Raw genomic sequence first — 25,131 nt, forward strand, 5'->3', positions numbered from 1 at the left:
CGAGAAAGGTTCCAGGTCCGGCCATGGCGCTCACGCTCTACGTCGACACCGCGCGCTGGCGTGCGCACCACAAGCACGTGCAGGAGCAGTTCCCGGGCCTCGTACCGGTCTGCAAGGGCAACGGCTACGGCTTCGGGCACGAGCGGCTTGCGGAGGAGGCCACGCGGCTGGGTTCGGACGTCCTGGCCGTCGGCACCACGTACGAGGCCGCCCGCATCAAGGACTGGTTCGGTGGTGACCTGCTGGTGCTGACGCCGTACCGGCGGGGCGAGGAGCCGGTGCCGCTGCCGGACCGGGTCATCCGCTCGGTGTCGTCGATAGACGGTGTGTACGGCCTGGTCGGCGCCCGGGTGGTGATCGAGGTGATGTCCTCGATGAAGCGGCACGGCATCAGCGAGCAGGACCTGGCGCAGTTGCACGCCGCCATCGAGAACGTCCGCCTGGAGGGCTTCGCCATCCATCTCCCGCTGGACCGCACCGACGGCTCGGACGCCGTCGAGGAGGTCATCGGCTGGATGGACCGGCTGCGCGCCGCCCGGCTGCCCCTGCACACCATGTTCGTCAGTCACCTCAAGGCCGAGGACCTCGCCCGGCTCCAGCAGCAGTTCCCGCAGACCCGCTTCCGGGCCCGCATCGGCACGCGGCTGTGGCTGGGGGACCACGACGCCACCGAGTACCGCGGCGCGGTCCTGGACGTCACACGCGTCGCCAAGGGCGACCGCTTCGGCTACCGGCAGCAGAAGGCGGCCTCCGACGGCTTCCTGGTGGTCGTGGCGGGCGGTACGTCGCACGGAGTGGGTCTGGAGGCCCCCAAGGCCCTCCACGGTGTCATGCCACGCGCCAAGGGGGTGGCCCGCGCCGGCCTCGCGACGGTGAACCGGAACCTTTCTCCGTTCGTCTGGGGCGGCAAGCAGCGCTGGTTCGCGGAGCCACCGCACATGCAGGTGTCGATCCTGTTCGTCCCGGCGGACGCGCCCGAGCCGAAGGTCGGCGAGGAGCTGGTGGCCCATCTGCGGCACACCACCACGCAGTTCGACCGGATCGTCGACCGCTGACCCTCGCGGCGCACCGTCCCGCGCAAGACAGCAGGAAGGCCGTACACGGTTTCCCGTGTACGGCCTTCGGCGTTCCCGGCTACGGCGTCTCGCGCCGTTCGCTCAGAGCGAACCGCCCGTTGCGTCAGGCCTTCCCCATTCGACCGGCGTCCCGCCGTGAGACCGGATGGTCTCGTGCTGCCGTGGGCGGGCCGCTGGACCGAGGACGAAGACGTCCTCGGCGCCGTCGAGGACTCCGCCCGAGGGGTCGTCGTCACCGGTCCGGCGCACGGGATCCCGCTCCGGCATGAAGATGTCGCGCACGACCATCACGCACAGGTACAGGGTCCCCAGCAGATGCAGGCCGATCGCCCAGTGGTAGCCGTCGGTGGGCAGCCCCTTGTGGGCCTCTCCACTGGTCGTGTACGCGAGGTACAGCCAGATCCCCAGGAAGTACGCCACCTCGCAGGCCTGCCAGATCAGGTAGTCCCGCCACTTCGGACGGGCGAGAGCGGCCAGCGGAACCAGCCACAGGACGTACTGCGGCGAGTAGACCTTGTTGGTGAGGATGAACGCCGCGACGATCAGGAAGGCGAGCTGAGCGAACCGCGGGCGGCGCGGGGCGGTCAGCGCGAGGGCCGCGACGGCCGCACAGCACACCAGCATCAGCAGCGTCGCCAGTGTGTTGACGGTCTCCGTGCTGAGCGGGTCGTCCGAGTTCTGAGCCATGATCAGCCAGAAGGACCCGAAGTCGACGCCCCTTTCCTGGCTGAACGTGTAGAACTTCGACCAGCCCTCGAACGCGAAGAGCATCACCGGTCCGTTCACGACGACCCAGGCGGCGATCGCTCCGCCCAGAGCCGTCCCGAACTCGCGCCACCGGCCCGCACGCCAGCACAGCACCATCAGCGGCCCGAGGAGCAGGAAGGGATAGAGCTTGGCGGCCGTGGCAAGCCCCAGCAGGACACCGAAGGCGAGGGAGCGCCCCCGTGACCACATCAGCATCGCCGCGGCCGTCAGAGCGACCGCGAGGAGGTCCCAGTTGATGGTCGCCGTCAGCGCGGCGGCAGGCGCCAGGGCGACGAGCAGGCCGTCCCAGGGGCGCCGGGCGTGGGTGCGGGTCACGCAGACGGCGATGACGGCCGCGCACACCATGAGCATTCCGGCGTTGACCATCCAGTACCACTGCTCCTGGTCCTGGATGGCGCCACTGCCGGGCGTGAGCCAGGAGGCGACCTCCATGAAGACGCCGGTGAGCACCGGGTACTCCAGGTACTGCATGTCACCGGGGAGCCGGTCGAAGTACGGCACGAGTCCATCGGCGAAACCGCGCCCCTGATACAGGTGCGGGATGTCCGAGTAGCACGCGTGCGTGTACTGGGAGCTGGCGCCGAAGAACCAGGCGCCGTTGTAGCAGGGTGCCTTCTGGACCAGGCCGAGGGCGAACATACCGATGGCCACCAGCGCGATCACCCGCACGGGCGTCCACCAGGACGACCCGAGCAGGGCACGCCGCCCGAGCGGGCCGCCGATCAGCTCGCTGCCGGCCGCGGCGACCTCGTCCTCCTTGGTCGGCCGCACCGGCTCCCGCTCATGGACGCTCGCTTGCGTCGATTCTGCACTGGGCATGCCGCACATCCTGCCGTACGGGTCCGGCGGCGGCACCGGACCGTCCTGACCGCCACCTCGACCTGCCCTGGACAAAAGACTCACATAGCACCCAAATTGTCAGTTTTATTTAACTTGAAGGAATTTTTAGGTGCTGCTACTTTCGAACGCAAGGCATTCATGCCATGCAAGGGGGATAAATGAAAAACAGGACAAAACTCGCTCTCGCCACCACCGCGTCGGCACTGCTCATCGGATTCACGACCAGTCCGTCCCAGGCAGCTGCACAGGCCTATGCGACTTGCTATACGAGCCCAGCCGGAGCGAGTGGATCCGTTTCCACCAGCGGATGGAAGTCAGGCGACCGAAGCATTCCCAGCCTCACGATGAAGCTGTATGACGAGGCCCCTGACAATCACCACGTGCGGATTCGCCTCGTCGTTATGTACGCCGACACTCACAAGTACTTCGGATGGCACCACAATTACGACGGCTGGGGAACCTACAAGGAGTTCCCCAGCCATGTCTCCCAGGGCGGAAACATCTTTGACGTGGGGATCCAGGCCGCCGTGTTCGAGGGGGACAGGCGGATCGACCACTGCACCAAGTGGGTTAGCGGAGGGTCGAAAGACCCTTCCTGAACCTCAGCGGTAGCCCGCTCCTCTTTTGACCTGATGCCAGGACAGGTGATATTCACCCGTCCTGGCATCAGTGTTGTTCACAGGTTTTCCGAGTCCGGAAAAAACGAGAGGGCGCGATACGACTCGGTCGTATCGCGCCCTCTCATCGTGGCGTGCGCCCGCTATCCCTCGGGGCCCCCGAAGATGCCTCCGTTGGCGTTGCCTCTGCTGTTGCCGCCATCCACATTCGTATCCGTTGGCGTGGGCTCGGGGGAGACCCCTCCGTCTGTGCCTCCATTGTCCGTGCCGCCGTTCTGCGCGCCACCGTCTTCCTCACACCCGAAGAACCCGCAGGTGTCGCTCGGAGACGGAGACGGAGAGGAGCTCTCGGTCGGCGTGGGGCTCGGCGACTCGGTCACGGTCTCGCTGGGCTCCACGGTGGGCGTCGGCGTCGGCGTCGGAGCGCCCGCCTCGTCCTGGACCTTGCCGATCTTGTCAGCCTCCGGGAAGCCGAGGTCGGGCTCGCCCTTCAGCGCGGCCTTCATGTACTCGGTCCACACCAGCGTGGGGACGTCACCACCGTGGATGGACTTCTCACCCGCCGTGCCGTTCATGGAGAGCAGCCTGGCGCTCTTGGGGTCCTCACGGAACATCGCGACCGAGGTCGACAGCTGCTGGGTGTAGCCGACGAACCAGGCCGACTTGTTCTCGTCTGTGGTACCGGTCTTGCCGGCCGCCGTTCGGCCCAGGGAGAGCGCGTTCTTACCCGTACCGTTCTGGATGACGTTCTCCAGAACGTTCGTGACGTTGTTGGCCACCTGCTCGGACATCGCCCGCGTGATCCTTGGAGGTTTGAAGCCGTCCACCTCCTGACCGTTGAACTTGACGCTGGTCACCGAGTACGGGGCGGCCTGCTTGCCCGCTGCGGCGAAGGTCGCGTAGGCGTCGGCCATGCGGATCGCGCTGGGCGTCGATGTACCGAGCGCGAATGAGGCGTTGAGGTCGGCGAAGCTGCTGTTCAGGATGCCGGACTTCTCGGCCAGCTCGGCCACGTTCTTCATCCCCACGTCCATGCCGAGCTGCACGAACGGCGTGTTGACGGACTGCTCCATCGCCTTGCGCAGGGAGATGTAGCCCCAGGGGTAGTCGCTCTCGTTCTCCTGGAAGAACGGAGTGTTGTCCTTCTTCAGGACGTAGCTTCCGTCGTTGTTCTTGACCTTGAGGTGGTCGTTGCCGTTGTACTTGCTCAGCGGCGAGAGCGGGCCGTTGCTCCGGTACGTGCCGTGCTCCATCGCGGCGGCCAGCACGAACGGCTTCCACGTCGAACCGACGGGGACACCCGCGGTGTCCGCGTTGTTGTTGAAGTGGCCGTTCTCGTACCCCGCGCCACCGTAGAGCGCCACGATCGCGCCGTCGTTCGGCTTCACCGACGCCGCGCCGAACTGGACGTGCTTGTCCAGCTCACGGTTCTCCGGGTCGAGCTTCTCCTTCTCGACCTTCTTGACGGCCTTCGCCAATGCCTCGACGTTGGCCTTCTTGAAGGTCGTCTTGATCTGGTACCCGCCCAGGTCGAACTGCTTCTCGGAGATGTTCGAGTGGTTCAGGACGTACTTCTTGGCCGTTTCCGCCAGATACCCGATCTGGCCGGTCATGCCCTTGGAGGCCTTGCGGGGGTCGGGCATGGGGTACTTCTTGATCGCCTCCTGGTACTGCTCGTCCGTGATCCTCTTGTCGTTGTGCATCTGCTCGAGGATCCAGGCCCAACGGTCCCTGGACCGCTTCTCGTTCTTGTCCTTGCTCGCGTTCGTGTCGATGCTCTCGTTGCCCGCCGGGTCGTAGTACGTCGGGCCCTTGAGCAGGGCGGCGAGGAAGGCGCACTCACTCGGCGTGAGGTCCTTGGCCTCCTTGCCGTAGTAGGCCTGGGCGGCGGCCTGGATGCCGTACGCGCCACGGCCGTAGTACGAGGTGTTCAGGTATCCCTGGAGGATGTCGTCCTTGGAGAGCTTCGTGCCCACCTTGATCGAGATGAACATCTCCTTGAACTTACGGCTGACCGTCTGCTCCTGGCTCAGGTAGGTGTTCTTGACGAACTGCTGGGTGATCGTCGAACCACCCTGCGTGTCGCCGCCCCGGGCCATGTTCGCCAGGGCCCGGGCGATGCCCATGGGGTCGACACCGGAGTCCTGGTAGAAGGTCTTGTTCTCGGCCGAGATCACCGCCCACCCCATTTCCTTGGGGATCCTCGCGAGCGGGACGTTCTGCCGGTTCTGACCGCTGCCCGCCGCGACCATCTGGGTGCCGTCGGACCAGAGGTAGACGTTGTTCTGCGACCGCGCCGCAGCGTTCTCCTCGTTGGGGACGCCCACCATGGCGTAGCCGATGCCCGCCACGGCCACCAGACTGCCGAAGAAGGCGATGCACAGTCCGCTGACGAGTTTCCAGGACGGCATCCAGCGCTGCCAGCCGTACTTGCCGGCTCGCGGATAGTCGATCAGCCGCTTCTTGTCGGGGACGGCGGCCACGCGTCCTCTGCCCCGTCCGGGGCCGTTCGGCCCACCAGGACCGGCACGCCGGCCGCCACGGGCCGGCTCGGCCGCTCTGCGGCGGCTGCCACCCGTACTTCTCTGCGCCGCACGACGGGCCTCGGCCCGGCCGCCGTACTGACGCTCTTCGCCCCCCGAGTCGTACGACCCATAGGAGTCGGACGGAGACCCGGTGGCGCCTCGCGGTGCCGCGCGTCGGCCGGAGGCCGAGCCGGACTGACCGCGTCGGGCCGCGGCACGTCCGCCTCCCTGCGGCTGCGGCGGTTTGCGACGGTGCTCGCTCATCGAACGACTACTCCTCGGGCAGGCGCACCCCTGCGCGCCTGGAAACGGCGGCTTGTTTCCGGTCCCCCCGAAGTACGGATGCGGTCGGCTCCGCATTCATCGGTCCCGCATGCACCCGTACTACACCGAAGACGACGACGCTCTCAGGCGTCACTCGGTTCCCGGTGATGTGCATGGCGCACAGACTACGCACCGCCAAAACCTGTCGAGCCCCGAAGTTCACCTCAAATCAGGCAACTCGCGTCGGATGAATCGGTGATGTGATCCCGTTCACCCACCCCCCTCTTGTCGCATCCGGAAGGCCGTTCTATCGTCGTGATGTATCGACTCGATACATCAGCTCGACACATCGGCCCGACACATCGGACTGATACACGCGCACCGCGGCGAGAGGAGGCGACGATGAGCCGGCGTTCCGGGATCCTTGAGTTCGCCGTACTCGGACTGCTCCGCGAATCTCCGATGCACGGGTATGAGCTGCGCAAACGGCTCAACACCTCGCTGGGCGTGTTCCGTGCGTTCAGCTACGGGACGCTCTACCCCTGCCTCAAGACGCTGGTCGCAAACGGCTGGTTGATCGAGGAAACGGGCAACAGCACCGCCGAGGACACCCTCGCCGCCCCCCTCACGGGGCGCCGCGCCAAGATCGTCTACCGGCTGACGGCGGAGGGTAAGGAGCACTTCGAGCAGCTGCTCTCGCAGACCGGGCCGGACGCGTACGAGGACGAAACCTTCGCAGCCCGTTTCGCCTTCTTCGGGCAAACCTCACGCGATGTCCGTATGCGCGTGCTGGAGGGCCGCCGCAGCCGGCTGGAGGAGCGGCTGGAGAAGATGAGCGCTTCCCTGGCCCGGACCCGGGAGCGTCTCGACGACTACACGCTCGAGCTTCAGCGCCACGGGATGGAGTCCGTGGAGCGCGAGGTGCGCTGGCTGAACGAGCTCATCGAGAGCGAGCGGGCGGGGCGGGACCTCAAGGGTCCGGCCACCGGAGAGCCCGCTTCGCGTGACACCACATCTGGAGCGTCGGGCGTCCTGCCCCGGCCGGGGGACGACCCCCGGCCGGATGCGCCCGGCGACACCGCCACGTGAGAGCCCACTCAGGGCCTCACTCGTACACACAGGGAGCAACCGGAATGGGTTCGGTTCGCGTAGCCATCGTCGGTGTGGGCAACTGCGCCGCATCGCTGGTGCAGGGAGTCGAGTACTACAAGGACGCCGACCCGGCGTCCAAGGTGCCGGGCCTGATGCACGTCCAGTTCGGCGACTACCACGTGCGCGACGTCGAGTTCGTCGCCGCCTTCGACGTGGACGCCAAGAAGGTCGGTCTCGACCTGGCGGACGCCATCGGCGCCTCCGAGAACAACACCATCAAGATCTGCGACGTGCCCAGCACGGGCGTCACGGTGCAGCGCGGCCACACCCTCGACGGCCTCGGCAAGTACTACCGCGAGACCATCGAGGAGTCCGCCGAGGAGCCGGTCGACGTCGTCCAGGTCCTCAAGGACCGGCAGGTCGACGTCCTCGTCTGCTACCTGCCCGTCGGCTCCGAGGACGCGGCGAAGTTCTACGCCCAGTGCGCCATCGACGCCAAGGTCGCCTTCGTCAACGCCCTTCCGGTCTTCATCGCCGGCACCAAGGAGTGGGCGGACAAGTTCACCGAGGCGGGCGTCCCGATCGTCGGCGACGACATCAAGTCCCAGGTGGGTGCCACCATCACGCACCGAGTGATGGCGAAGCTGTTCGAGGACCGGGGCGTCGTCCTGGACCGCACGATGCAGCTGAACGTCGGCGGCAACATGGACTTCAAGAACATGCTCGAGCGCGACCGCCTCGAGTCGAAGAAGATCTCCAAGACGCAGGCCGTCACCTCCCAGATCCGCGACCGCGAACTGGGCGAGGGCAACGTCCACATCGGTCCGTCCGACTACGTGGCCTGGCTGGACGACCGCAAGTGGGCCTACGTCCGCCTCGAGGGCCGCGCCTTCGGTGACGTCCCGCTGAACCTGGAGTACAAGCTCGAGGTCTGGGACTCCCCGAACTCCGCCGGCGTCATCATCGACGCCCTGCGCGCCGCGAAGATCGCCAAGGACCGCGGCATCGGCGGCCCCGTGCTCTCCGCGTCGAGCTACTTCATGAAGTCCCCGCCCGTGCAGTACTTCGACGACGAGGCCCGCGAGAACGTCGAGAAGTTCATCAAGGGCGAGGTCGAGCGCTGACGCGCGCAACAGTCGCTCCTGCCAGGGCTGTGAGGGTCCCCGGGTCGTACGACCCGGGGACCCTCCCCGTATGTGAGGCTGGACTCCATGGCCGTCGTCCGTGACCTGCGCGTCCTGTTGCGCTTCCAGGGTTTCCGGCGCCTGCTCGCCGTGCGTCTGCTGTCCCAGGGCGCCGACGGTGTCTATCAGGTCGCGCTCGCCGCGTATGTGGTCTTCTCCCCGGAGAAGCAGACCTCGGCGGCCGCGGTCGCCTCCGCGATGGCCGTGCTGTTGCTTCCGTACTCCCTCGTCGGCCCCTTCGCCGGTGTCCTGCTGGACCGCTGGCGGCGCCGTCAGGTCCTGCTGTACGGGAGTGTGTTGCGCGCCGCGCTGGCCTGCGCAACGGCCGTGCTGATCCTCAGTCCGGCTCCGGACTGGCTCTTCTACGTCTCGGCTCTCTGCGTCACCGCCGTCAACCGCTTCGTCCTGTCAGGGCTGTCCGCCGCCCTGCCGCGGGTCGTCGACGCCGATCGCCTGGTCATCGCCAACTCCCTCTCCCCGACTGCTGGAACGCTGGCGGCGACCGCCGGCGGCGGACTCGCCTTCGTCGTACGCCTTGCGGTGGCGGACTCCGACGCCGCGGTGGTGCTCGTGGGCGCGGGGCTCTATCTGTGCGCGGCCCTGGCGTCGCTGAGCATGGCGCGGGGGCTCCTCGGCCCCGACCGGCCCTTGCCGCGCGAGCAGATCGGGACGGCTCTCACGGGCACCGCCCGCGAACTGGCCGACGGGGTACGCCATCTGGCCGCTCCACAGCGCCGGGAGGCCGCCTGGGCACTCGCGGCGATGTCGTTGATGCGGTTCTGCTACGGCGCTCTGCTGGTCATGCTGCTGATGTTGTGCCGGTACGCCCTCACTTCGACCACGGACGACGGACTTGCCCTGCTGGGACTGGCGTTGGGCGTCTCCGGGGCAGGGTTCTTCGCGGCGGCGGTGGTGACGCCCTGGACCGCGGGACGGCTGGGGCCGGGCCGGTGGATCGTCGTGTGTGCGGGAGCCGCGGCGCTGCTGGAGCCCGCCCTCGGGTTGCCGTTCGCCACCGCCCCTCTGCTGGCCGCCGCCTTCGTTCTGGGGCTGACCACTCAGGGCGCGAAGATCGCCACCGACACCATCGTCCAGTCCTCGGTGGAGGACGGGTTCCGTGGCCGGATCTTCTCGGTCTACGACGTTCTCTTCAACGTCTTCTTCGTCGGCGCGGCCGCCGTCGCGGCCCTCATGCTGCCGCCGGACGGCCGATCCGTGCCCCTGGTGATCACGATCGCCGTTATCTACGCGGCAGTAGCTGTGAGTATGGCCCGGTTTGGGCGCCAGTAAGTGTCACATCAATGACACAGAGCCACTTCTGGCTCCTGCGTTGTCAGCGGAGAGCGCTACTTTACGTGGGTCTTATCTCGCGACATGTTCGCGTCACTCATCATGTTCTAGGGGGACCCCCAAGTGACTACTCCGCCGCCCCAGGGCAATCCGTTCGCGCAGGGCCAGCCCGGGGCTGCGCCCCCGGCTCCGTTCCCGCCCCAGGGCGGCTACCCGCAGCAGCCCGGGCAGCCCGGCTTTCCGCCCCAGGGCGGGGCTCCGGTTCCTCCGCCGACCCCTGCCCGGCGCTTCAGCAAGAAGCTGCTGCGTGTCGTCGGGATCATCGTCGTCGCCATCATCATCGGCGTGGTCAAGTGGCAGATGGGCAAGACCGACGCGGAGACCACATCTGTGGGCAGCTGCATGCACAACAAGGGCTCGCAGTCGCAGCCGGACCTGTCGACGGTCGACTGCTCATCCAGTGATGCCCAGTACGAAGTCATCGAGAAGTTCGACAACACCAGCAACGGCAGCAAGTGCGGGACCGTCAAGGAAGCGGAGATCGCGTACTACCAGTCGGGCGACAACCACGATGTCGTCCTCTGCCTGAAGTCGGTCAAGTAGCACCACAGGCGCAGGGGCGGTGTTTCACGTGAAACACCGCCCCTGCGCCCGCCTGGGCCTACGACTGCGGGGTCATGTTTCACGTGAAACATGACCCCGTTCTGTCACCTCAGCTCTCCTGGCCGGCCCACCACTCCTTGAGCGCGGCCACCGCGGCATCAGGTTCCATCGGCCCGTGCTCCAGGCGCAGCTCCAGCATGTGCTGGTACGCGCGGCCGATGACCGGCCCGGGCCCCACACCGAGAATCTCCATGATCTGGTTGCCGTCGAGGTCCGGACGGATCGAGTCCAGCTCCTCCTGCTCCTGCAGCTTGGCGATCCGCTCCTCGAGCCCGTCGTAGGCGCGGGACAGGGCCGCAGCCTTGCGCTTGTTTCGGGTGGTGCAGTCCGAGCGGGTCAGCTTGTGGAGCCGGTCGAGGAGCGGGCCGGCATCACGGACGTAGCGCCGGACCGCGGAATCCGTCCATTCGCCGGTGCCGTAGCCGTGGAAGCGCAGGTGGAGTTCGACCAGGCGTGAGACGTCCTTCACCAGTTCGTTGGAGTACTTCAGAGCCGTCATGCGCTTCTTGGTCATCTTCGCCCCGACCACCTCATGGTGGTGGAACGAGACCCGGCCGTCCTTCTCGAAGCGGCGCGTGCGGGGCTTGCCGATGTCGTGCAACAGCGCGGCCAGCCGAAGGGTCAGGTCGGGACCGTCGTCCTCCAGCGCCATCGCCTGCTCCAGGACGATCAGCGAGTGGTCGTACACGTCCTTGTGGCGGTGGTGCTCGTCACGCTCCAGGCGCAGGGCCGGCAGCTCGGGCACGACACGTTCGGCCAGGCCCGTCTCGACGAGAAGCGTCAGGCCCTTGCGCGGCTGTCCGGAGAGGAGCAGCTTGTTCAGCTCGTCCCGCACCCGCTCGGCGGAGACGATCTCGATGCGCCCGGCCATCTCCGTCATCGCCGTGACGACCTCGGGGGCGACCTCGAAGTCGAGCTGAGCCGCGAAGCGCGCGGCCCTCATCATCCGCAGCGGATCGTCCGAGAACGACTCCTCCGGGGTCCCCGGAGTGCGCAGCACCCGCGCCGCGAGATCTTCGAGCCCACCGTGCGGATCGACGAACTCCTTCTCCGGCAGCGCCACCGCCATCGCGTTCACGGTGAAGTCGCGGCGGACGAGATCCTCCTCGATGGAGTCCCCGTACGACACCTCGGGCTTGCGTGAAGTGCGGTCGTAGGCCTCGGAGCGGTACGTGGTCACCTCGATCTGGTAGCCGCCCTTGTGGGCGCCCACCGTGCCGAAGGCGATCCCGACCTCCCACACGGCGTCCGCCCAGGGGCGAACGATCTTGAGGACGTCCTCCGGGCGCGCGTCCGTCGTGAAATCCAGGTCGTTGCCGAGCCGGCCCAGCAGCGCGTCCCGTACCGACCCGCCGACCAGGGCAAGCGAGAACCCGGCCTCCTGGAAGCGGCGGGCGAGGTCGTCGGCGACCGGGGCGACCCGCAGCAGTTCACTCACCGCGCGGTGCTGCACCTGGCTCAGGACACTGGACGTTTCTTCGTTGGCGTTCGGCACAACAGAAGAGGGTACGTGGCCCGGACCGCCGCGAGCTCCTCCTATACCGCGTGCGCGAGCATGGGAGCCCGTCCGCTTTACACGCACAAGTAGAACTTTTGGCCTGTAATGAAGCGTCCTCCCCCATAGAGCTCCATACAGGACTGTGCGGTGCTCGTTCGCGATCTTGTGGAGCGGACCGCGGCACTTCCCCTCAGCGGGCATCGTTACCATGCGTGGACGCACATTCCGACGACCACTGACGACGACGAGGGACGGACGAGCGCGTGGCCGAGGCGGCAGACTTCCAGAGGGCCAGTGCCTCACCTGCCCGCCGCTGGCTGCGGCGCACAGGGGCACTGCTCGCAGGCGCGCCGCTGCTGGCCGGACTCCTCCAGTTGCCCACCGCGACGACGGCAAAGGCGGCCGGACAGGAGTTCTCGCAGGCGGCCGCCGGCACCGGCTCGGTGTCGGTCGCGATCAATTCGCTCAGCCCCAGCACCCCCTCCGAGGGGGACACGGTGACCGTGTCGGGCACGGTCACCAACAACGGCAAGCAGACGGTGACCGGCGCCCACGTCAACCTGCAGGTGGGCCCCCCGCTCGGCACCCGTTCGGCGATCGACACCCTGGCCAAGAAGAGCAGCGCCCTCCAGGGGCCCTCCGGCGAAGAGATCGGCGGCAAGTACACCGAGAAGTTCGCCACGCTCACCCCCGGCGTCGCGGAGCCCTTCAGCATCTCGGTACCGGCCGACAAGCTGGACCTCGGCCGGGACGGCGTCTACCAGCTGGCCGTGGCGCTCTCCGGGGAGACCGCGGCACAGCCCTGGGACCAGGTTCTGGGCGTTCAGCGCACGTTCCTGCCATGGCAGCCGGAGGAGGCGGAGACCAGGACGAAGACCACGTTCCTGTGGCCACTCATCTCCGGCGCCCACATGGCAGCCGAGACGGGGTCGAACGAACAGCAGACGCCCGTCTTCCGTGACGAAGAGCTGGCCAAGGAGATCGCCCCGGGCGGCCGCCTCGACCAGATGGTGTCGCTGGGCAAGGGCCTCGACGTCACCTGGGTGATCGACCCGGACCTGCTGGCGTCCGTCGACGCGATGACACGAAGCTACGAGGTCCGCGATGCCGACGGCAGCACCACCCCCGGAAAGAACCAGGAGCTCGCCAAGCACTGGCTGGCCGAGCTCCAGCAGGCGGTGACGGGCGAAGAGATCGCCGCCCTGCCGTTCGGTGACCCGGACCTGGCCTCCCTCGCCCACAACGGCACGAGCGTCACCGGCTCACTGAACCACCTCAAGGAGGCCACCGACGTCGCCGACGACACGGTGAACACGATCCTCCACGTGAAACCGTCCACGGACTTCGCGTGGCCGGTGGACGGCGCCGTCGACCCGTCGATCGTGAAGGTCGCCACATCCGCGGGCGCCGACAAGGTGATCACCCGCAGCGACAGCCTCCAGGACAACCTGTCGTACACGCCGTCCGCCGCCCGGCCGATCGGTGGCGGCACCACGGCCGTCGTCGCGGACTCCCGGATGTCCACCGCGTTCCAGGGCGATCTGACCAAGGCCTCCGCCTCCACCCTCGCCGTGCAGCGTTTCCTGGCCCAGAGCCTGACGCTCGGCCTGCAGACCGGCAAGCAGCGCAGCGTGGTCGTCGCCCCGCAGCGCATGCCGTCCGTGAGCCAGGCGCAGGCCATGGCGCAGGCAATGGGGGCCCTCCAGGTCGGGAACTGGTCCGAGTCGCAGGACCTCACGGCCGCCGCCAAGGCCAAGCCGGACCCGTCCGCCAACACGAAGGTGCCGTCGGCCTCCGCGTACCCCTCCTCGTTGCGCAAGCAGGAGCTGCCGCGGGCCGCCTTCGAACAGATCGCCAGGACGCAGGGCAAGCTCGACAAGTTCCAGGTGATCCTCACTCGCCAGGCCCGCGTGGTGACCCCGTTCGGGCGGGCCATGAACCGCGAGATGTCCACGTCGTGGCGCGGCCGGGGGGTCGCGGCGGTGGGGTACCGCGACGGAATCGAGTCGTACCTCAACGGACTCATCGACGGGGTCAAGCTGATCCAGAAGTCGGAGACCAAGCTCTCCGGCCGCAGCGCCACGATCCCCGTGACCGTGCAGAACAACCTGGTCCAAGGCGTCGAGCACCTGAAACTGCGACTCACGTCGACGAACCCCACGCGCCTCAAGATCAACGGCCACGCGTACGAGGAGCAGCCCGTCACCGTCAACGGCGGCCACGCCCAGTCGGTGAAGTTCACCACGTCGGCCAACGCGAACGGCCAGGGAGAGGTCGTCGCCCAGCTGTACACGGAGGACGGCCAGAGGTACGGCGCCCCGGTCACCTTCGACGTCCGGGTCACCGAAGTCACGCCCACGGTGATGCTGGTCATCGGCGGTGGTGTCCTGCTCCTGGTGCTGGCGGGCTTCCGCATGTACACCCAGCGCAAGCGCGCCGCCGCCCGTGAGGCCGCCGAGGACGAGGCCGCCGAAGACGAGACCACGGAGACGGACGACGAGGCCGGAGAGCCGCAGGACCGGGCCGACGCTTCGCGGAACCCGGAGACATCCGGCACACGTCTCGAGGAGGAGTCCGGCGCCGGCGCGCGGCCGGACGCCCCCCAGCAGCCGAGTGACCCGGCCCCGGACACCGCAGCGGAAAGCGCCGGCCCGTCCGGCACGGGTGAGAGAGTGGACCGTTGAGAAATCGTGGCCGGTGGGCCCGGGACGATGAGGTGGGGTAACCATGAACGCGCCGTACGACGGTGACCGCGGCCATGCCGCGGGCAGCCCGGGCTACCCCGATGCGGGCGGCCCCGAGGGCTCACCGCCCGAGCACGGCCGGGTGCCGCAGCCGCCCGCGGACATCTACCTCCAGGACGCCTACGCCCAGGACCCCTACCGCGCGCAGGACCCGGTCGACGAGGCGCTCTACGACCGCGCCGCGCACCCGCCGCCCGCCCCCGGCACGTACCAGCCGCAGCAGAATCTGTACGGGCCGCCCGCGCCGTCGCCGTACGCGCCCGACCCGCAGGTGTGGGCACAGACGCCCGCCCCGGAGCCGGAGGGCCCGACGCGGCACCTGCCGTACGGCGACGACCCCCGCACCACCCAGTTCGTGGGCGTGGACGACCTCGTCTCCCAGGCGGGCGAGCCGCGCCAGGAACCGGACGCGTTCGCGCATCTCTTCCGCGACCAGCAGCACAGCAGCGGTCACCCGTCCTACGACTCGCCGTCCGTCCCCGGCCCTTCCCCGGCCCCGGGGCAGACGGCACAGAGCCCCTACGCACCACAAAGCCCGTACCCGGCCGCTGACCAGACCGTGGCGGTACCGCCCCTCGTGGACGAGGCACAGGAACCTGAGCCCGACGCCGCGCCCGCGCCGAAGAAGAGCGGCCGCGCGGCGGGACTGATGAAGTCCAGCGCCGTGATGGCCGCGGGCACGATGGTCTCCCGCCTCACCGGCTTCATCCGTTCCGCGCTGATCGTGTCGGCGCTGGGCGTCGGCCTCCTCGGTGACACCTTCCAGGTCGCCTACCAGCTGCCCACGATGATCTACATCCTCACCGTCGGCGGTGGTCTCAACTCCGTCTTCGTGCCGCAACTCGTGCGGGCCATGAAGGAGGACGACGACGGCGGCGAAGCGTACGCCAACCGTCTGCTCACCCTGGTCGTCGTGACGCTCGGCGCGCTCACGGCGCTCGCGGTCGTCGGCGCGCCGTTCCTGATCCGCGTGCTGTCCGACCCGGTCGCCAGCGATCCGGCGGCGAACCGGGTCGCCGTCACCTTCGCCCAGTACTTCCTGCCCACGATCTTCTTCATGGGCATCCACGTGGTCATGGGCCAGATCCTCAACGCCCGCGGCAAGTTCGGCGCGATGATGTGGACCCCGGTCCTGAACAACATCGTCATCATCGTGACGCTGGGCATGTTCATCTACGTCTACGGCACCGCGGCCGACTCCGGGATGAAGGCAGCGAACATCCCGCCGGAGGGCCAGCGCCTGCTCGGCATCGGCGTCCTCCTCGGCCTCGTGGTCCAGGCGCTCGCGATGATCCCGTACCTGCGCGAGACCGGCTTCCGGCTGCGGCTGCGCTTCGACTGGAAGGGCCAGGGCCTCGGCAAGGCCGTCACGCTCGCCAAGTGGACGGTGTTGTTCGTCCTCGCGAACCAGGCCGGCGCCATGATCGTCATCCAGCTCTCCACGGCGGCGGGCAAGGCCTCGCCGGTGGACGGCACCGGCTTCTCCGCCTACGCCAACGCACAGCTCATCTGGGGCCTGCCGCAGGCCATCATCACGGTCTCCCTCATGGCCGCCCTGCTGCCGCGGCTGTCGCGTTCGGCGGCGGAGGGCGACGGGGGAGCCGTCCGCGACGACATCTCCCAGGGCCTGCGCACCACGGCGGTCGCGATCGTGCCGATCGCGTTCGGCTTCCTCTCCCTCGGCATCCCCATGTGCACGCTGATGTTCGGTTCCTCGGGCACCAGCGAAGCCACCAACATGGGCTTCATGCTGATGGCGTTCGGCCTCGGTCTGATCCCGTACTCCGTGCAGTACGTGGTCCTGCGTGCCTTCTACGCCTACGAGGACACCCGAACCCCCTTCTACAACACGGTCATCGTGGCCGCGGTCAACGCCGGTGCCTCGGCTGTCTGCTTCTTCGTCATCCCCTCCCGCTGGGCCGTGGTCGGCATGGCCGCCTCCTACGGCCTGGCCTACGCGATCGGCGTCGGCGTCGCCTGGCAACGGCTGCGCAAGCGCCTCGGTGGGGACCTCGACGGCGCCCGAGTCCTGCGGACTTACGCCCGGCTGTGCATCGCCTCGGTCCCGGCCGCCCTGCTCAGCGGCGCAGCCTGCTACGGCATCGGCCACACGCTCGGCCAGGGCCCGGCCGGCTCCCTCGTCGCGGTCCTGGCAGGCGGCGCCGTGCTGCTCGGGATCTTCTTCGTCTCCGCCCGCCGTATGCGCATCGAGGAGCTCAACTCCCTGGTCGGCATGGTGCGCGGGCGCCTGGGACGCTGAGTCGGGGGGTAGGCGCACAACCATCGTCAGCCACCGTGTGTCGTGCATAGCGGCGGACTGTGGGCACAATTGGTTTCGGCGTCGTACGGCGGACACGGGACGCCGGCCGGCGCGTAATGGATGGGGAGGCAGGAACGACGGTGGCGGAACGGAGTACGGCTGCCGTCGACGTGGCAGACAACAGCGACGAGGCGTCGCTGACCGCACAGGCGGACCAGTCCACGGCCGACGGGGTGGCCAAGAACCGGGAGCGGGACACGGACAGCGACGAGGTACAGGAGAGCACCAGGACCGACGGTGCCGGAACGACCTCGCCTCCCGAACTGCACAGTGGTCACAAACTCGCCAGACGCTACCGCCTCGAGGAATGCATCACCCGTCTGGACGGTTTCAGCAGTTGGCGTGCCGTGGACGAGAAGCTCCGCCGTGCCGTCGGGGTGCACATCCTGCCCGCCGACCACGCGCGGGCCCGCTCCGTCCTGGCGGCCGCCCGCTCCTCCGCCCTGCTGGGTGACCCGCGCTTCGTCCAGGTGCTGGACGCGGTGGAGGAGAACGACGTCGTCTACGTCGTCCACGAGTGGCTTCCCGACGCGACGGAGCTGACCACGCTCCTCGCCTCCGGTCCCCTGGAGCCCTACGACGCCTACCAGATGGTCAGTCAGGTTTCCTCCGCCATGGCGGCCGCCCACCGCGAGGGCCTCGCCCATCTGCGGCTGAATCCCAACGCCGTGTTGCGCGCCTCGACCGGCCAGTGGCGCATCCGCGGCCTCGCCGTGAACGCCGCCCTGCGCGGCGTCTCGTCCGACACCCCGCAGCGCACGGACACCGAGGCCATCGGCGCCCTGCTGTACGCGGCGCTCACGCAGCGCTGGCCGTACGAGAGCGACGCCTACGGCCTGTCGGGCCTGCCCAAGGACATCGGTCTGATCGCGCCCGACCAGGTGCGGGCCGGTGTGCACCGCGGCCTGTCCGAGCTCTCCATGCGCGCGCTCGTCAACGACGGCGCGACCGCGTCCCGGCACGAGTCGCCGTGCACCACGCCGGAGGAGCTGGTGAAGGCGATCGGCGAGATGCCCCGCATCCGCCCGCCGGAGCCGGCGTTCACGGCCCCGCCCGAGTACCAGCGCACGACGTACCAGCAGGGCACGTACGGCCGTCAGGCCCCGCGTCCCGGCGTCACCCAGCCGATCCCGGCACCGCCGCCCCCGCTCCAGAGCCGCGCGGGCAAGGCACTGAAGTGGACCGTCTCCGCGCTCCTGATCGCCGCACTGGGCCTCGGCAGCTGGCAGCTGGCAGACGCGCTGATGGACCAGGGCGGCAAGAAGGAGGACCCGGGCCAGACACGGACGAACGACGGGAACGACAAGAGCCCTAAGAAGCCGGTGGGCGGCAAGCCTGTCGCCATCGAGGGAACTCGCGACTTCGACCCGCTCGGCTCGGACGGATCCGAGAACCCGGAAGACGTACACAACGTCGTCGACGACGATCCCAGTTCGTACTGGCAGACGAGCTACTACGAGACTTCGGACTTCGGCCGTCTCAAGTCGGGCGTCGGCATAATCCTCAACCTCGGCAAGACGCAGCAGGTCGGGAAGGTGACCGTCAAGTTCGTGGGGGACACCTCGGTCGAGCTCCGCGCTGCGAGCTCGACCGCAGGCTCGCAGCCGACGTCCCTCGACGCCTACCTCAAGGTCGCGGAAGGTTCAGGCACGACTGTCCAGCTCAAGCCCGGCAAGTCGCTCAAGAGCCGATACCTCCTCGTGTGGCTGACGAAGCTGCCTATGCAGTCGGACGACGGCAAATGGCGCGGCAGAGTGGCGAACATCAAGGTGACCAGCTGACGGCATCTGCCTCGAGGAAGGAGGCCGATGGCAGACAGCACCGGCTTTGACGGAGTGAGCGATCAGGATCTCCTCGCACGGCACGTCGAAGGCGACCCCGACGCCTTCGGTGAGATCGTGCGCCGTCATCGCGACCGCCTCTGGGCCGTCGCCCTGCGGACGCTCGGTGACCGCGAGGAGGCCGCTGACGCCGTACAGGACGCCCTCGTGTCCGCCTATCGGGCCGCCCACACCTTCCGGGGCCAGTCGGCCGTCACGACGTGGCTGCACAGGATCACGGTGAACGCCTGCCTGGACCGTGCCCGTAAAGCGGCCTCCCGGAAGACCTCCCCCGTGGACGACACCGAGCGCCTGGAGCAGCTGCTGGAGCCACACGAGTCGGCTTCGGCGCCCGCCGAGCGCAACGATCTCCACCGGCAGCTCATCGAAGCCCTGGGGACCCTGCCGGCCGACCAGCGGGCCGCGCTCGTCCTGGTGGACATGCAGGGCTACCCGGTCGCGGAGGCGGCCCGGATGCTGGAAGTGCCCACCGGCACGGTGAAGAGCAGATGCGCGCGCGGAAGGGCCAGACTTCTGCCACTGCTCACCCACCTGCGGCCGGACAGCGGCGGGGGCAAGAACCCGGGCGGAGAACGGAACCGGACGCAAGGGACAGCCGTCCCACCCGCAGCGGGGCCGCACCAGACGGGAACCCCGGACACAGGACCGACCGACTCAGCTGCTGTGAAGGGCGGAGGTGGACGAGCGTGACGTCGACGACAGACATGGCCGGGCACCCGGACGTCGCGGAGATCTCCGACCTCGCCGAAGGGCTCCTCCCACCGGCCCGGACCACCGATCTGCGCGGGCACCTCGACGCGTGCGAGCTCTGCGCGGACGTGTACTCCTCCCTCGAGGAGATCCGCGGGCTGCTCGGCACGCTGCCGGGCCCGCCGCGGATGCCCGCCGACGTGGCGGGCCGCATCGATGCCGCTCTCGCCGCCGAGGCCCTGCTGAACGCCAACGGTACGGAGCCCGAGGAAAGCCCTGAGTCGGTGCGTGCGCCCCGCCCCGGCGCTGCCGATGCCCCCGGGGACGACAGCGGTGCGCATGTTTCACGTGAAACATCGACACCCGCCGACCGGCCCGCCGGCCGCCCGCGCTCCTCCACCACCGGTCCGGGTCGCAAGGGCCGCACCCGCATGGGACGCCGCAGGGTCGCCGTCCTCGGGACCGTCTTCACGGTGGCCGCCCTGGGACTGGGCTCGGTCCTGCTGTCGTCCCTCGGCGACACCCCTCAGGAGTCGGCAGGCGGACGACAGACCACCGCCGCGGACACCTTCTCCGAAGGCAAGCTCCAGAAGCAGGTCACCGAACTCCTGGCCCAGGACAAGGCCAAGAGTGGCGGCTCCCGCACCCCCTACGGCGCGGCGACGGCCCCCGACTCCAACCAGAACAAGGTTTTCAGGGCACCCGTGGTGCCCAGCTGCGTCCGCGACGGCATCGGGCGCGATGATCCGGCACTGGCCTCAGAGAACGGCATCTATCAAGGGAAGAAGGCCATGCTCGTGCTGCTTCCCGACGCGTCCGACGCCACTCTGGTCACCGCCTACATCGTCGACGCGACGTGTGTCGAGCACGCGGCATCCACCGCGACCGGCGAGGTCCTTCTGAAGCGCACCTACCCCTCCGCCTGAGCGAGCGCTCGTCCACACCGTCGTCTGTGCCCTCGGCGTCCCCACAGGGCGCCGCATCTCCGTGTGCCCGGACACAGTGGGAATGCGCGCCCCTTAGGATCCGTTGGGTGGGGTGAGAGGTCATAGAGAACTCCCACCGCTCGACCGACGCAGTCCAGAGACGAGGAATCAAGCCGTGAGCGACGTCCGTAACGTGATCATCATCGGCTCCGGGCCCGCCGGCTACACGGCGGCGCTCTACACCGCGCGCGCGTCGCTGAAGCCCCTGGTGTTCGAGGGCGCCGTCACCGCTGGTGGTGCGCTCATGAACACCACCGACGTCGAGAACTTCCCGGGCTTCCAGGACGGCATCATGGGCCCCGAGCTCATGGACAACATGCGCGCCCAGTCGGAGCGCTTCGGAGCCGAACTGGTCCCGGACGACATCGTGACCGTCGACCTGAGCGGTGAGATCAAGACCGTCACGGACACGGCAGGCACCGTGCACCGGGCGAAGGCCGTCATCGTCGCCACCGGCTCGCAGCACCGCAAGCTCGGCCTGCCGAACGAGGACGCCCTCTCCGGCCGCGGCGTGTCCTGGTGCGCCACCTGTGACGGGTTCTTCTTCAAGGACCAGGACATCGCCGTGATCGGTGGCGGCGACACCGCGATGGAGGAGGCAACCTTCCTCTCGCGCTTCGCCAAGTCCGTGACCATCGTCCACCGCCGGGACACCCTGCGCGCCTCCAAGGCCATGCAGGAGCGCGCCTTCGCCGACCCGAAGATCTCCTTCGTCTGGGACAGCGAGGTCGCCGAGATTCAGGGCGACCCGAAGCTCTCGGGTCTGAAGCTGCGCAACCTCAAGACCGGTGAGCTCTCGGACCTGCCGGTCACCGGACTGTTCATCGCCATCGGCCACGACCCGCGCACCGAACTCTTCAAGGGTCAGCTCGACCTGGACGAAGAGGGGTACCTGAAGGTGCAGGCGCCGTCGACGCGCACGAACCTGACCGGTGTCTTCGCCGCCGGCGACGTGGTCGACCACACCTACCGTCAGGCGATCACCGCAGCCGGGACCGGCTGCTCCGCAGCTCTCGACGCCGAGCGCTACCTCGCCGCCCTGGCGGACGAGGAGCAGCCGGAGCCCGAGAAGACCTCTGTCTGACCTCCCCCCACCCGCCCCACGCACCAACCAGTTAAGGAGCCCGCCGTGGCCGGCACCCTGAAGAACGTGACCGACGACTCCTTCGAGCAGGACGTCCTCAAGAGCGACAAGCCTGTTCTGGTGGACTTCTGGGCCGCCTGGTGCGGTCCGTGCCGCCAGATCGCCCCGTCCCTTGAGGCGATCGCCTCCGAGTACGGTGACAAGATCGAGATCGTCAAGCTGAACATCGACGAGAACCCGGGTACGGCCGCCAAGTACGGCGTCATGTCCATTCCGACCCTGAACGTCTACCAGGGTGGCGAGGTCGCCAAGACCATCGTGGGCGCGAAGCCGAAGGCCGCGATCGTTCGCGACCTCGAGGAGTTCATCGCCGAGTGAATCGGCTGAGCCGTCGCACCGACGGCGCATGTTTCACGTGAAACACGAATGGGCCGGCCCGTACGGGCTGGCCCATTCGTCTGACGGCACTACAGCGGTCGCAGCGCCGGCTCTTTCTGCACCGCTCCCAGGAGCCGGTCCAGTGCCATCTCGACGTCTTCCTTCCAGGAAAGCGTGGACCTCAGTTCCAGCCGCAGCCGGGGATGGGTGGGGTGCTGGCGGACCGTCTTGAAGCCCACAGCCAGAAGATGGTCGGCAGGCAGGACGCAGGCAGGCTCCTTCCAGCGCGCATCCCCGAAGGCCTCGATCGCCTTGAAGCCGCGCCGCAGAAGATCCTTGGCGACCGTCTGCACCATCACCCGCCCGAGTCCCTGCCCCTGATAACCGGGAACGATGAACGCGGTCATCAACTGCACCGCATCAGGCGAGACAGGACTCGTGGGAAACGCCGTGGAGCGAGGAACGTAGGCGGGCGGGGCGTAGAGCACGAAGCCCACGGGAACGTCGTCGACATACACGACCCGCCCGCAGGAGCCCCAGTCCAGCAGGACCGCCGAGATCCAGGCTTCCTTCTCCGAAGCGGACGTGCCCGCTTCTACCGCGGCCTCACCGCTGACGGGGTCGAGTTCCCAGAAGACACAGGATCGACAACGCTTGGGAAGGTCCTGGAGGTTGTCCAGCGTGAGCGGTACGAGCCGGCGGCCCATGAAGGCTGATCCTCGCTTCCTTCGCCCGCCGCCGCGTCGCGGGCGGCTGTCAGAGCACTCCGTTCCCTGAGGAGACTGCCGATGAACCCACCGACCGCCCCCAGCCCCAAACCGGCGCTCACCAATCCGGTGCGCCTCATGGTTCGCATGGCCCCTGCCTCCCTCTCAGAGGTGCTGCCAGGTGGTTGCGCCGTACCCAACGCATCGTATCCACGATGCGATTCCATCGATACCGCCAGAAAGGAACAGAGCGGGCCATGTTCCGGCACACACCGGACATGGCCCGCTCCGTCTCCCGCACCGCGGAGGTTCCCTGCCGGAGGCTCAGGACTCGTTCTCCTCGGACTCACCGTCGAGGAGACTCTTCTGCAGGACTGGACCTTCACCAGGAGCGAGTGAGCCGAGGATCCGCTCAAGGTCCTCCATCGACGCGAACTCGACGGTGATCTTGCCCTTCTTCTGGCCCAGGTCGACCTTCACCCGTGTTTCGAAGCGGTCGGACAGCCGCGTGGCGAGGTCGGACAGCGCGGGAGAGACCCGCGCACCGGCACGAGGGCCCTTGGGCTTCTGAGCCTTCTGGGGTCGCGACCCCATCAGGGTCACGATCTCCTCGACGGCACGCACGGAGAGACCCTCGGCCACGATGCGGTGTGCGAGCCGGTCCTGCTCCTCCGAGTCCTCGACGGAGAGCAGGGCCCGCGCGTGGCCGGCGGAAAGCACCCCGGCGGCGACCCTGCGCTGCACGGCCGGGGAGAGCTTCAGAAGACGCAGGGTGTTGGAGACCTGAGGACGGGATCGGCCGATGCGGTCCGCCAGCTGGTCATGCGTGCAGTTGAAGTCCCTCAACAACTGGTCATAGGCTGCCGCCTCTTCCAGAGGGTTCAGCTGGGCACGGTGCAGGTTCTCCAGCAGGGCGTCCAGGAGGAGCTTCTCGTCCTCCGTGGCACGCACGATGGCCGGGATCGCCTCCAGCCCCGCTTCACGACACGCCCGCCAGCGGCGCTCACCCATGATGAGCTCGTAGCGGTCGGGCCCTACCTGCCGTACGACGACCGGCTGGAGGAGCCCCACTTCCTTGATCGAAGTGATGAGCTCGGACAGCGCGTCCTCGTCGAAGACGTCACGTGGCTGACGCGGGTTCGGCGAGATGGAGTCGAGCGGGATCTCGGCGAAGTGTGCACCGATGGGTGCCGCAGGCGCGGTAGGAGCAGTCGACTGGGGCGGCTCCTCCGTTTCACGTGAAACAGACGGCAGCGTCGCCACCTTCGCCGCAGCCACCCCACGGTCGTTCGGCAGCGCAGGCACTGCCGCAGGGGACGCGGACACAGCGTTCCCCGCGGCAGCCTGGGCCACCGACTTCTCCGTCGGTGCGGCAGGGATCAGTGCGCCGAGACCACGGCCCAGCCCCCTCCGTCGCTCGCTCACTGAATGCCCTCCACCATGCTCGGGTCGTTCTGCTGTGCGCCGATATGGGCGTGCGTCGCGTCATAGCTGATGCCGACGCCCTTGAGCGCGATCTCTCGTGCCGCCTCAAGATAGGAGAGGGCACCACTCGATCCAGGATCGTAGGTCAATACCGTCTGCCCATAACTCGGGGCCTCCGAGATACGGACGGAGCGGGGGATGCTCGTCCGCAGTACCTCGTCACCGAAGTGGGTGCGCACCTCATCCGCGACCTGGGACGCGAGGCGCGTCCGGCCGTCGTACATGGTGAGCAGGATGGTCGATACATGCAGGGCGGGGTTGAGGTGCCCCCGCACCAGGTCGACGTTGCGCAGCAACTGCCCAAGGCCTTCCAGCGCGTAGTACTCGCACTGGATGGGGATCAGAACCTCCTGGCCCGCCACGAGGGCGTTGACCGTCAGAAGACCGAGCGAGGGCGGGCAGTCGATGAGGATGTAGTCCAGCGGCTGTTCGTACGCCTGGATCGCGCGCTGCAGCCTGCTCTCCCGTGCCACGAGGGACACGAGCTCGATCTCCGCACCGGCGAGATCGATGGTGGCCGGGGCGCAGAAGAGTCCCTCGACATCGGGGACCGGCTGGACGACCTCGGAGAGTGGCTTGCTGTCGACCAACACGTCGTAGATGGAAGGGACTTCGGCGTGATGATCGATACCCAGAGCGGTTGACGCATTGCCCTGTGGGTCGAGGTCGACCACCAGGACCCGGCCTCCGTGCAGCGCCAGCGATGCGGCCAGGTTGACGGTAGTCGTCGTCTTCCCCACACCGCCCTTCTGATTGGCGACCACGATGATGCGCGTCTGCTCGGGCCGTGGCAGGCCTTCGCCGGCACGCCCCAGAGCCTCCACCGCCAGTTGGGCAGCACGACCGATGGGAGTGTCGTCCATCGGAGGCGGTGTTTCACGTGAAACATCCGCCCCCATCGACTCGGTACGGGGACCGGGGACCGGATCGGTCATCGGTCCCGCGATGTTGGCGTCGGACCGCAAGGATTCACTCTCCTCGACTTCAGGCTCGCAATGAACAGAGCCTCCCATGTCTTCGGGGTCGCGAACCAGTGAGGCCTGGCGTTCTGTGGAGAAATCCACCTCTGTGGATACCTC

19 protein-coding genes are annotated in these 25,131 nt (G+C 68.1%); 13 read left to right on the top strand and 6 right to left on the bottom strand.

The annotated features are described in order from the left end of the window. The first annotated feature begins 23 nt into the window (after window positions 1–23). Window positions 24–1,055: an alanine racemase gene (locus ADK65_RS12955; protein ID WP_053670130.1), complete on the top strand. Its 1,032-nt coding sequence runs from the start codon at window positions 24–26 to the stop codon at window positions 1,053–1,055. Window positions 1,056–1,157: 102 nt separating this feature from the next. Here ADK65_RS12955 and ADK65_RS12960 read toward each other — a convergent pair whose 3' ends face one another. Beyond that, on the bottom strand, window positions 1,158–2,672 hold the full coding sequence (locus ADK65_RS12960; RefSeq protein WP_053670493.1) for a glycosyltransferase family 87 protein: 1,515 nt from the start codon (window positions 2,670–2,672) through the stop codon (window positions 1,158–1,160). A gap of 170 nt (window positions 2,673–2,842) precedes the next feature. On the opposite strand from ADK65_RS12960, the gene ADK65_RS38540 reads away from it, so the two are divergent. Further along, window positions 2,843–3,283 (top strand): hypothetical protein, encoded by a 441-nt coding sequence (locus ADK65_RS38540; RefSeq protein ID WP_159038776.1) that lies wholly within the window; start codon window positions 2,843–2,845, stop codon window positions 3,281–3,283. 161 nt (window positions 3,284–3,444) lie between these two features. On the opposite strand, the gene ADK65_RS12970 is transcribed toward ADK65_RS38540, so the two are convergent. After that, a complete protein-coding gene (locus ADK65_RS12970; protein WP_420709014.1) occupies window positions 3,445–6,090 on the bottom strand; it encodes a transglycosylase domain-containing protein in 2,646 nt (881 codons plus the stop codon). Window positions 6,091–6,492: 402 nt separating this feature from the next. Here ADK65_RS12970 and ADK65_RS12975 point away from each other — a divergent pair, with 402 nt between their 5' ends. The 4 genes from ADK65_RS12975 to ADK65_RS12990 all read left to right on the top strand — a co-directional run bounded on the left by ADK65_RS12975 (window position 6,493) and on the right by ADK65_RS12990 (window position 10,259). Continuing rightward, window positions 6,493–7,179, top strand: coding sequence for a PadR family transcriptional regulator (locus tag ADK65_RS12975; RefSeq protein ID WP_053670132.1), 687 nt, complete (start codon window positions 6,493–6,495; stop codon window positions 7,177–7,179). Between the two features lie 44 nt (window positions 7,180–7,223). After that, a complete protein-coding gene (locus ADK65_RS12980; protein WP_053670133.1) occupies window positions 7,224–8,306 on the top strand; it encodes an inositol-3-phosphate synthase in 1,083 nt (360 codons plus the stop codon). 87 nt (window positions 8,307–8,393) lie between these two features. Continuing rightward, window positions 8,394–9,656: an MFS transporter gene (locus ADK65_RS12985; protein ID WP_053670134.1), complete on the top strand. Its 1,263-nt coding sequence runs from the start codon at window positions 8,394–8,396 to the stop codon at window positions 9,654–9,656. A gap of 123 nt (window positions 9,657–9,779) precedes the next feature. Continuing rightward, complete coding sequence (locus ADK65_RS12990; protein ID WP_053670135.1) at window positions 9,780–10,259, top strand: LppU/SCO3897 family protein; 480 nt, start codon at window positions 9,780–9,782, stop codon at window positions 10,257–10,259. Window positions 10,260–10,368: 109 nt separating this feature from the next. Here the strand turns inward: ADK65_RS12990 and ADK65_RS12995 are convergent, their stop codons facing one another. Beyond that, window positions 10,369–11,814, bottom strand: a complete 1,446-nt coding sequence (locus ADK65_RS12995; protein WP_053670136.1) for a CCA tRNA nucleotidyltransferase — start codon at window positions 11,812–11,814, stop codon at window positions 10,369–10,371. 266 nt (window positions 11,815–12,080) lie between these two features. Between ADK65_RS12995 and ADK65_RS13000 the strand changes: the two genes are divergently transcribed. From ADK65_RS13000 to trxA, 7 genes are all read left to right on the top strand, one after another. Further along, window positions 12,081–14,501: a DUF6049 family protein gene (locus ADK65_RS13000; protein ID WP_053670137.1), complete on the top strand. Its 2,421-nt coding sequence runs from the start codon at window positions 12,081–12,083 to the stop codon at window positions 14,499–14,501. Between the two features lie 43 nt (window positions 14,502–14,544). Further along, window positions 14,545–16,821, top strand: a complete 2,277-nt coding sequence (gene murJ / locus ADK65_RS13005; protein ID WP_053670138.1) for a murein biosynthesis integral membrane protein MurJ — start codon at window positions 14,545–14,547, stop codon at window positions 16,819–16,821. A gap of 140 nt (window positions 16,822–16,961) precedes the next feature. Continuing rightward, window positions 16,962–18,662, top strand: a complete 1,701-nt coding sequence (locus ADK65_RS13010) for a protein kinase family protein (protein ID WP_053670139.1) — start codon at window positions 16,962–16,964, stop codon at window positions 18,660–18,662. A 27-nt stretch (window positions 18,663–18,689) separates the two neighbouring features. Beyond that, window positions 18,690–19,412, top strand: coding sequence for an RNA polymerase sigma factor SigM (gene sigM, locus ADK65_RS13015; protein WP_053670140.1), 723 nt, complete (start codon window positions 18,690–18,692; stop codon window positions 19,410–19,412). Next, window positions 19,409–20,338, top strand: a complete 930-nt coding sequence (locus tag ADK65_RS13020) for an anti-sigma factor family protein (RefSeq protein ID WP_053670141.1) — start codon at window positions 19,409–19,411, stop codon at window positions 20,336–20,338. The genes sigM and ADK65_RS13020 overlap by 4 nt, the downstream gene beginning before the upstream one ends. A 175-nt stretch (window positions 20,339–20,513) precedes the next feature. Continuing rightward, entirely contained in the window at window positions 20,514–21,482 is a 969-nt protein-coding gene (gene trxB / locus ADK65_RS13025; protein ID WP_053670142.1) for a thioredoxin-disulfide reductase, read from the top strand. 45 nt (window positions 21,483–21,527) lie between these two features. Continuing rightward, entirely contained in the window at window positions 21,528–21,860 is a 333-nt protein-coding gene (gene trxA / locus ADK65_RS13030) for a thioredoxin (protein WP_030847066.1), read from the top strand. Window positions 21,861–21,949: 89 nt separating this feature from the next. Here trxA and ADK65_RS13035 read toward each other — a convergent pair whose 3' ends face one another. From ADK65_RS13035 to ADK65_RS13045, 3 genes are all read right to left on the bottom strand, one after another. Further along, on the bottom strand, window positions 21,950–22,567 hold the full coding sequence (locus ADK65_RS13035) for a GNAT family N-acetyltransferase (RefSeq protein WP_053670143.1): 618 nt from the start codon (window positions 22,565–22,567) through the stop codon (window positions 21,950–21,952). Between the two features lie 324 nt (window positions 22,568–22,891). Beyond that, window positions 22,892–23,992, bottom strand: coding sequence for a ParB/RepB/Spo0J family partition protein (locus ADK65_RS13040; RefSeq protein WP_053670144.1), 1,101 nt, complete (start codon window positions 23,990–23,992; stop codon window positions 22,892–22,894). Beyond that, the gene (locus tag ADK65_RS13045; RefSeq protein WP_078955964.1) at window positions 23,989–25,065 is read right to left on the bottom strand and encodes a ParA family protein; all 1,077 of its coding nucleotides are present in this window, start codon (window positions 25,063–25,065) and stop codon (window positions 23,989–23,991) included. The genes ADK65_RS13040 and ADK65_RS13045 overlap by 4 nt, the downstream gene beginning before the upstream one ends. Window positions 25,066–25,131 lie beyond the last annotated feature (66 nt).

The sequence above is a fragment of the Streptomyces sp. NRRL B-1140 genome (genome assembly GCF_001280065.1).
Classification (GTDB): domain Bacteria; phylum Actinomycetota; class Actinomycetes; order Streptomycetales; family Streptomycetaceae; genus Streptomyces.

Excerpts from the sequence above, each read along its gene's own strand:
- ADK65_RS12955 (WP_053670130.1), top strand. The coding sequence starts at position 24 with ATGGCGCTCACGCTCTACGTCGACACCGCGCGCTGGCGTGCGCACCAC.
- ADK65_RS12960 (WP_053670493.1), bottom strand. The coding sequence starts at position 2,672 with ATGTGCGGCATGCCCAGTGCAGAATCGACGCAAGCGAGCGTCCATGAG.
- ADK65_RS38540 (WP_159038776.1), top strand. The coding sequence starts at position 2,843 with ATGAAAAACAGGACAAAACTCGCTCTCGCCACCACCGCGTCGGCACTG.
- ADK65_RS12970 (WP_420709014.1), bottom strand. The coding sequence starts at position 6,090 with ATGAGCGAGCACCGTCGCAAACCGCCGCAGCCGCAGGGAGGCGGACGT.
- ADK65_RS12975 (WP_053670132.1), top strand. The coding sequence starts at position 6,493 with ATGAGCCGGCGTTCCGGGATCCTTGAGTTCGCCGTACTCGGACTGCTC.
- ADK65_RS12980 (WP_053670133.1), top strand. The coding sequence starts at position 7,224 with ATGGGTTCGGTTCGCGTAGCCATCGTCGGTGTGGGCAACTGCGCCGCA.
- ADK65_RS12985 (WP_053670134.1), top strand. The coding sequence starts at position 8,394 with ATGGCCGTCGTCCGTGACCTGCGCGTCCTGTTGCGCTTCCAGGGTTTC.
- murJ (WP_053670138.1), top strand. The coding sequence starts at position 14,545 with ATGAACGCGCCGTACGACGGTGACCGCGGCCATGCCGCGGGCAGCCCG.
- sigM (WP_053670140.1), top strand. The coding sequence starts at position 18,690 with ATGGCAGACAGCACCGGCTTTGACGGAGTGAGCGATCAGGATCTCCTC.
- ADK65_RS13035 (WP_053670143.1), bottom strand. The coding sequence starts at position 22,567 with ATGGGCCGCCGGCTCGTACCGCTCACGCTGGACAACCTCCAGGACCTT.
- ADK65_RS13045 (WP_078955964.1), bottom strand. The coding sequence starts at position 25,065 with ATGGGAGGCTCTGTTCATTGCGAGCCTGAAGTCGAGGAGAGTGAATCC.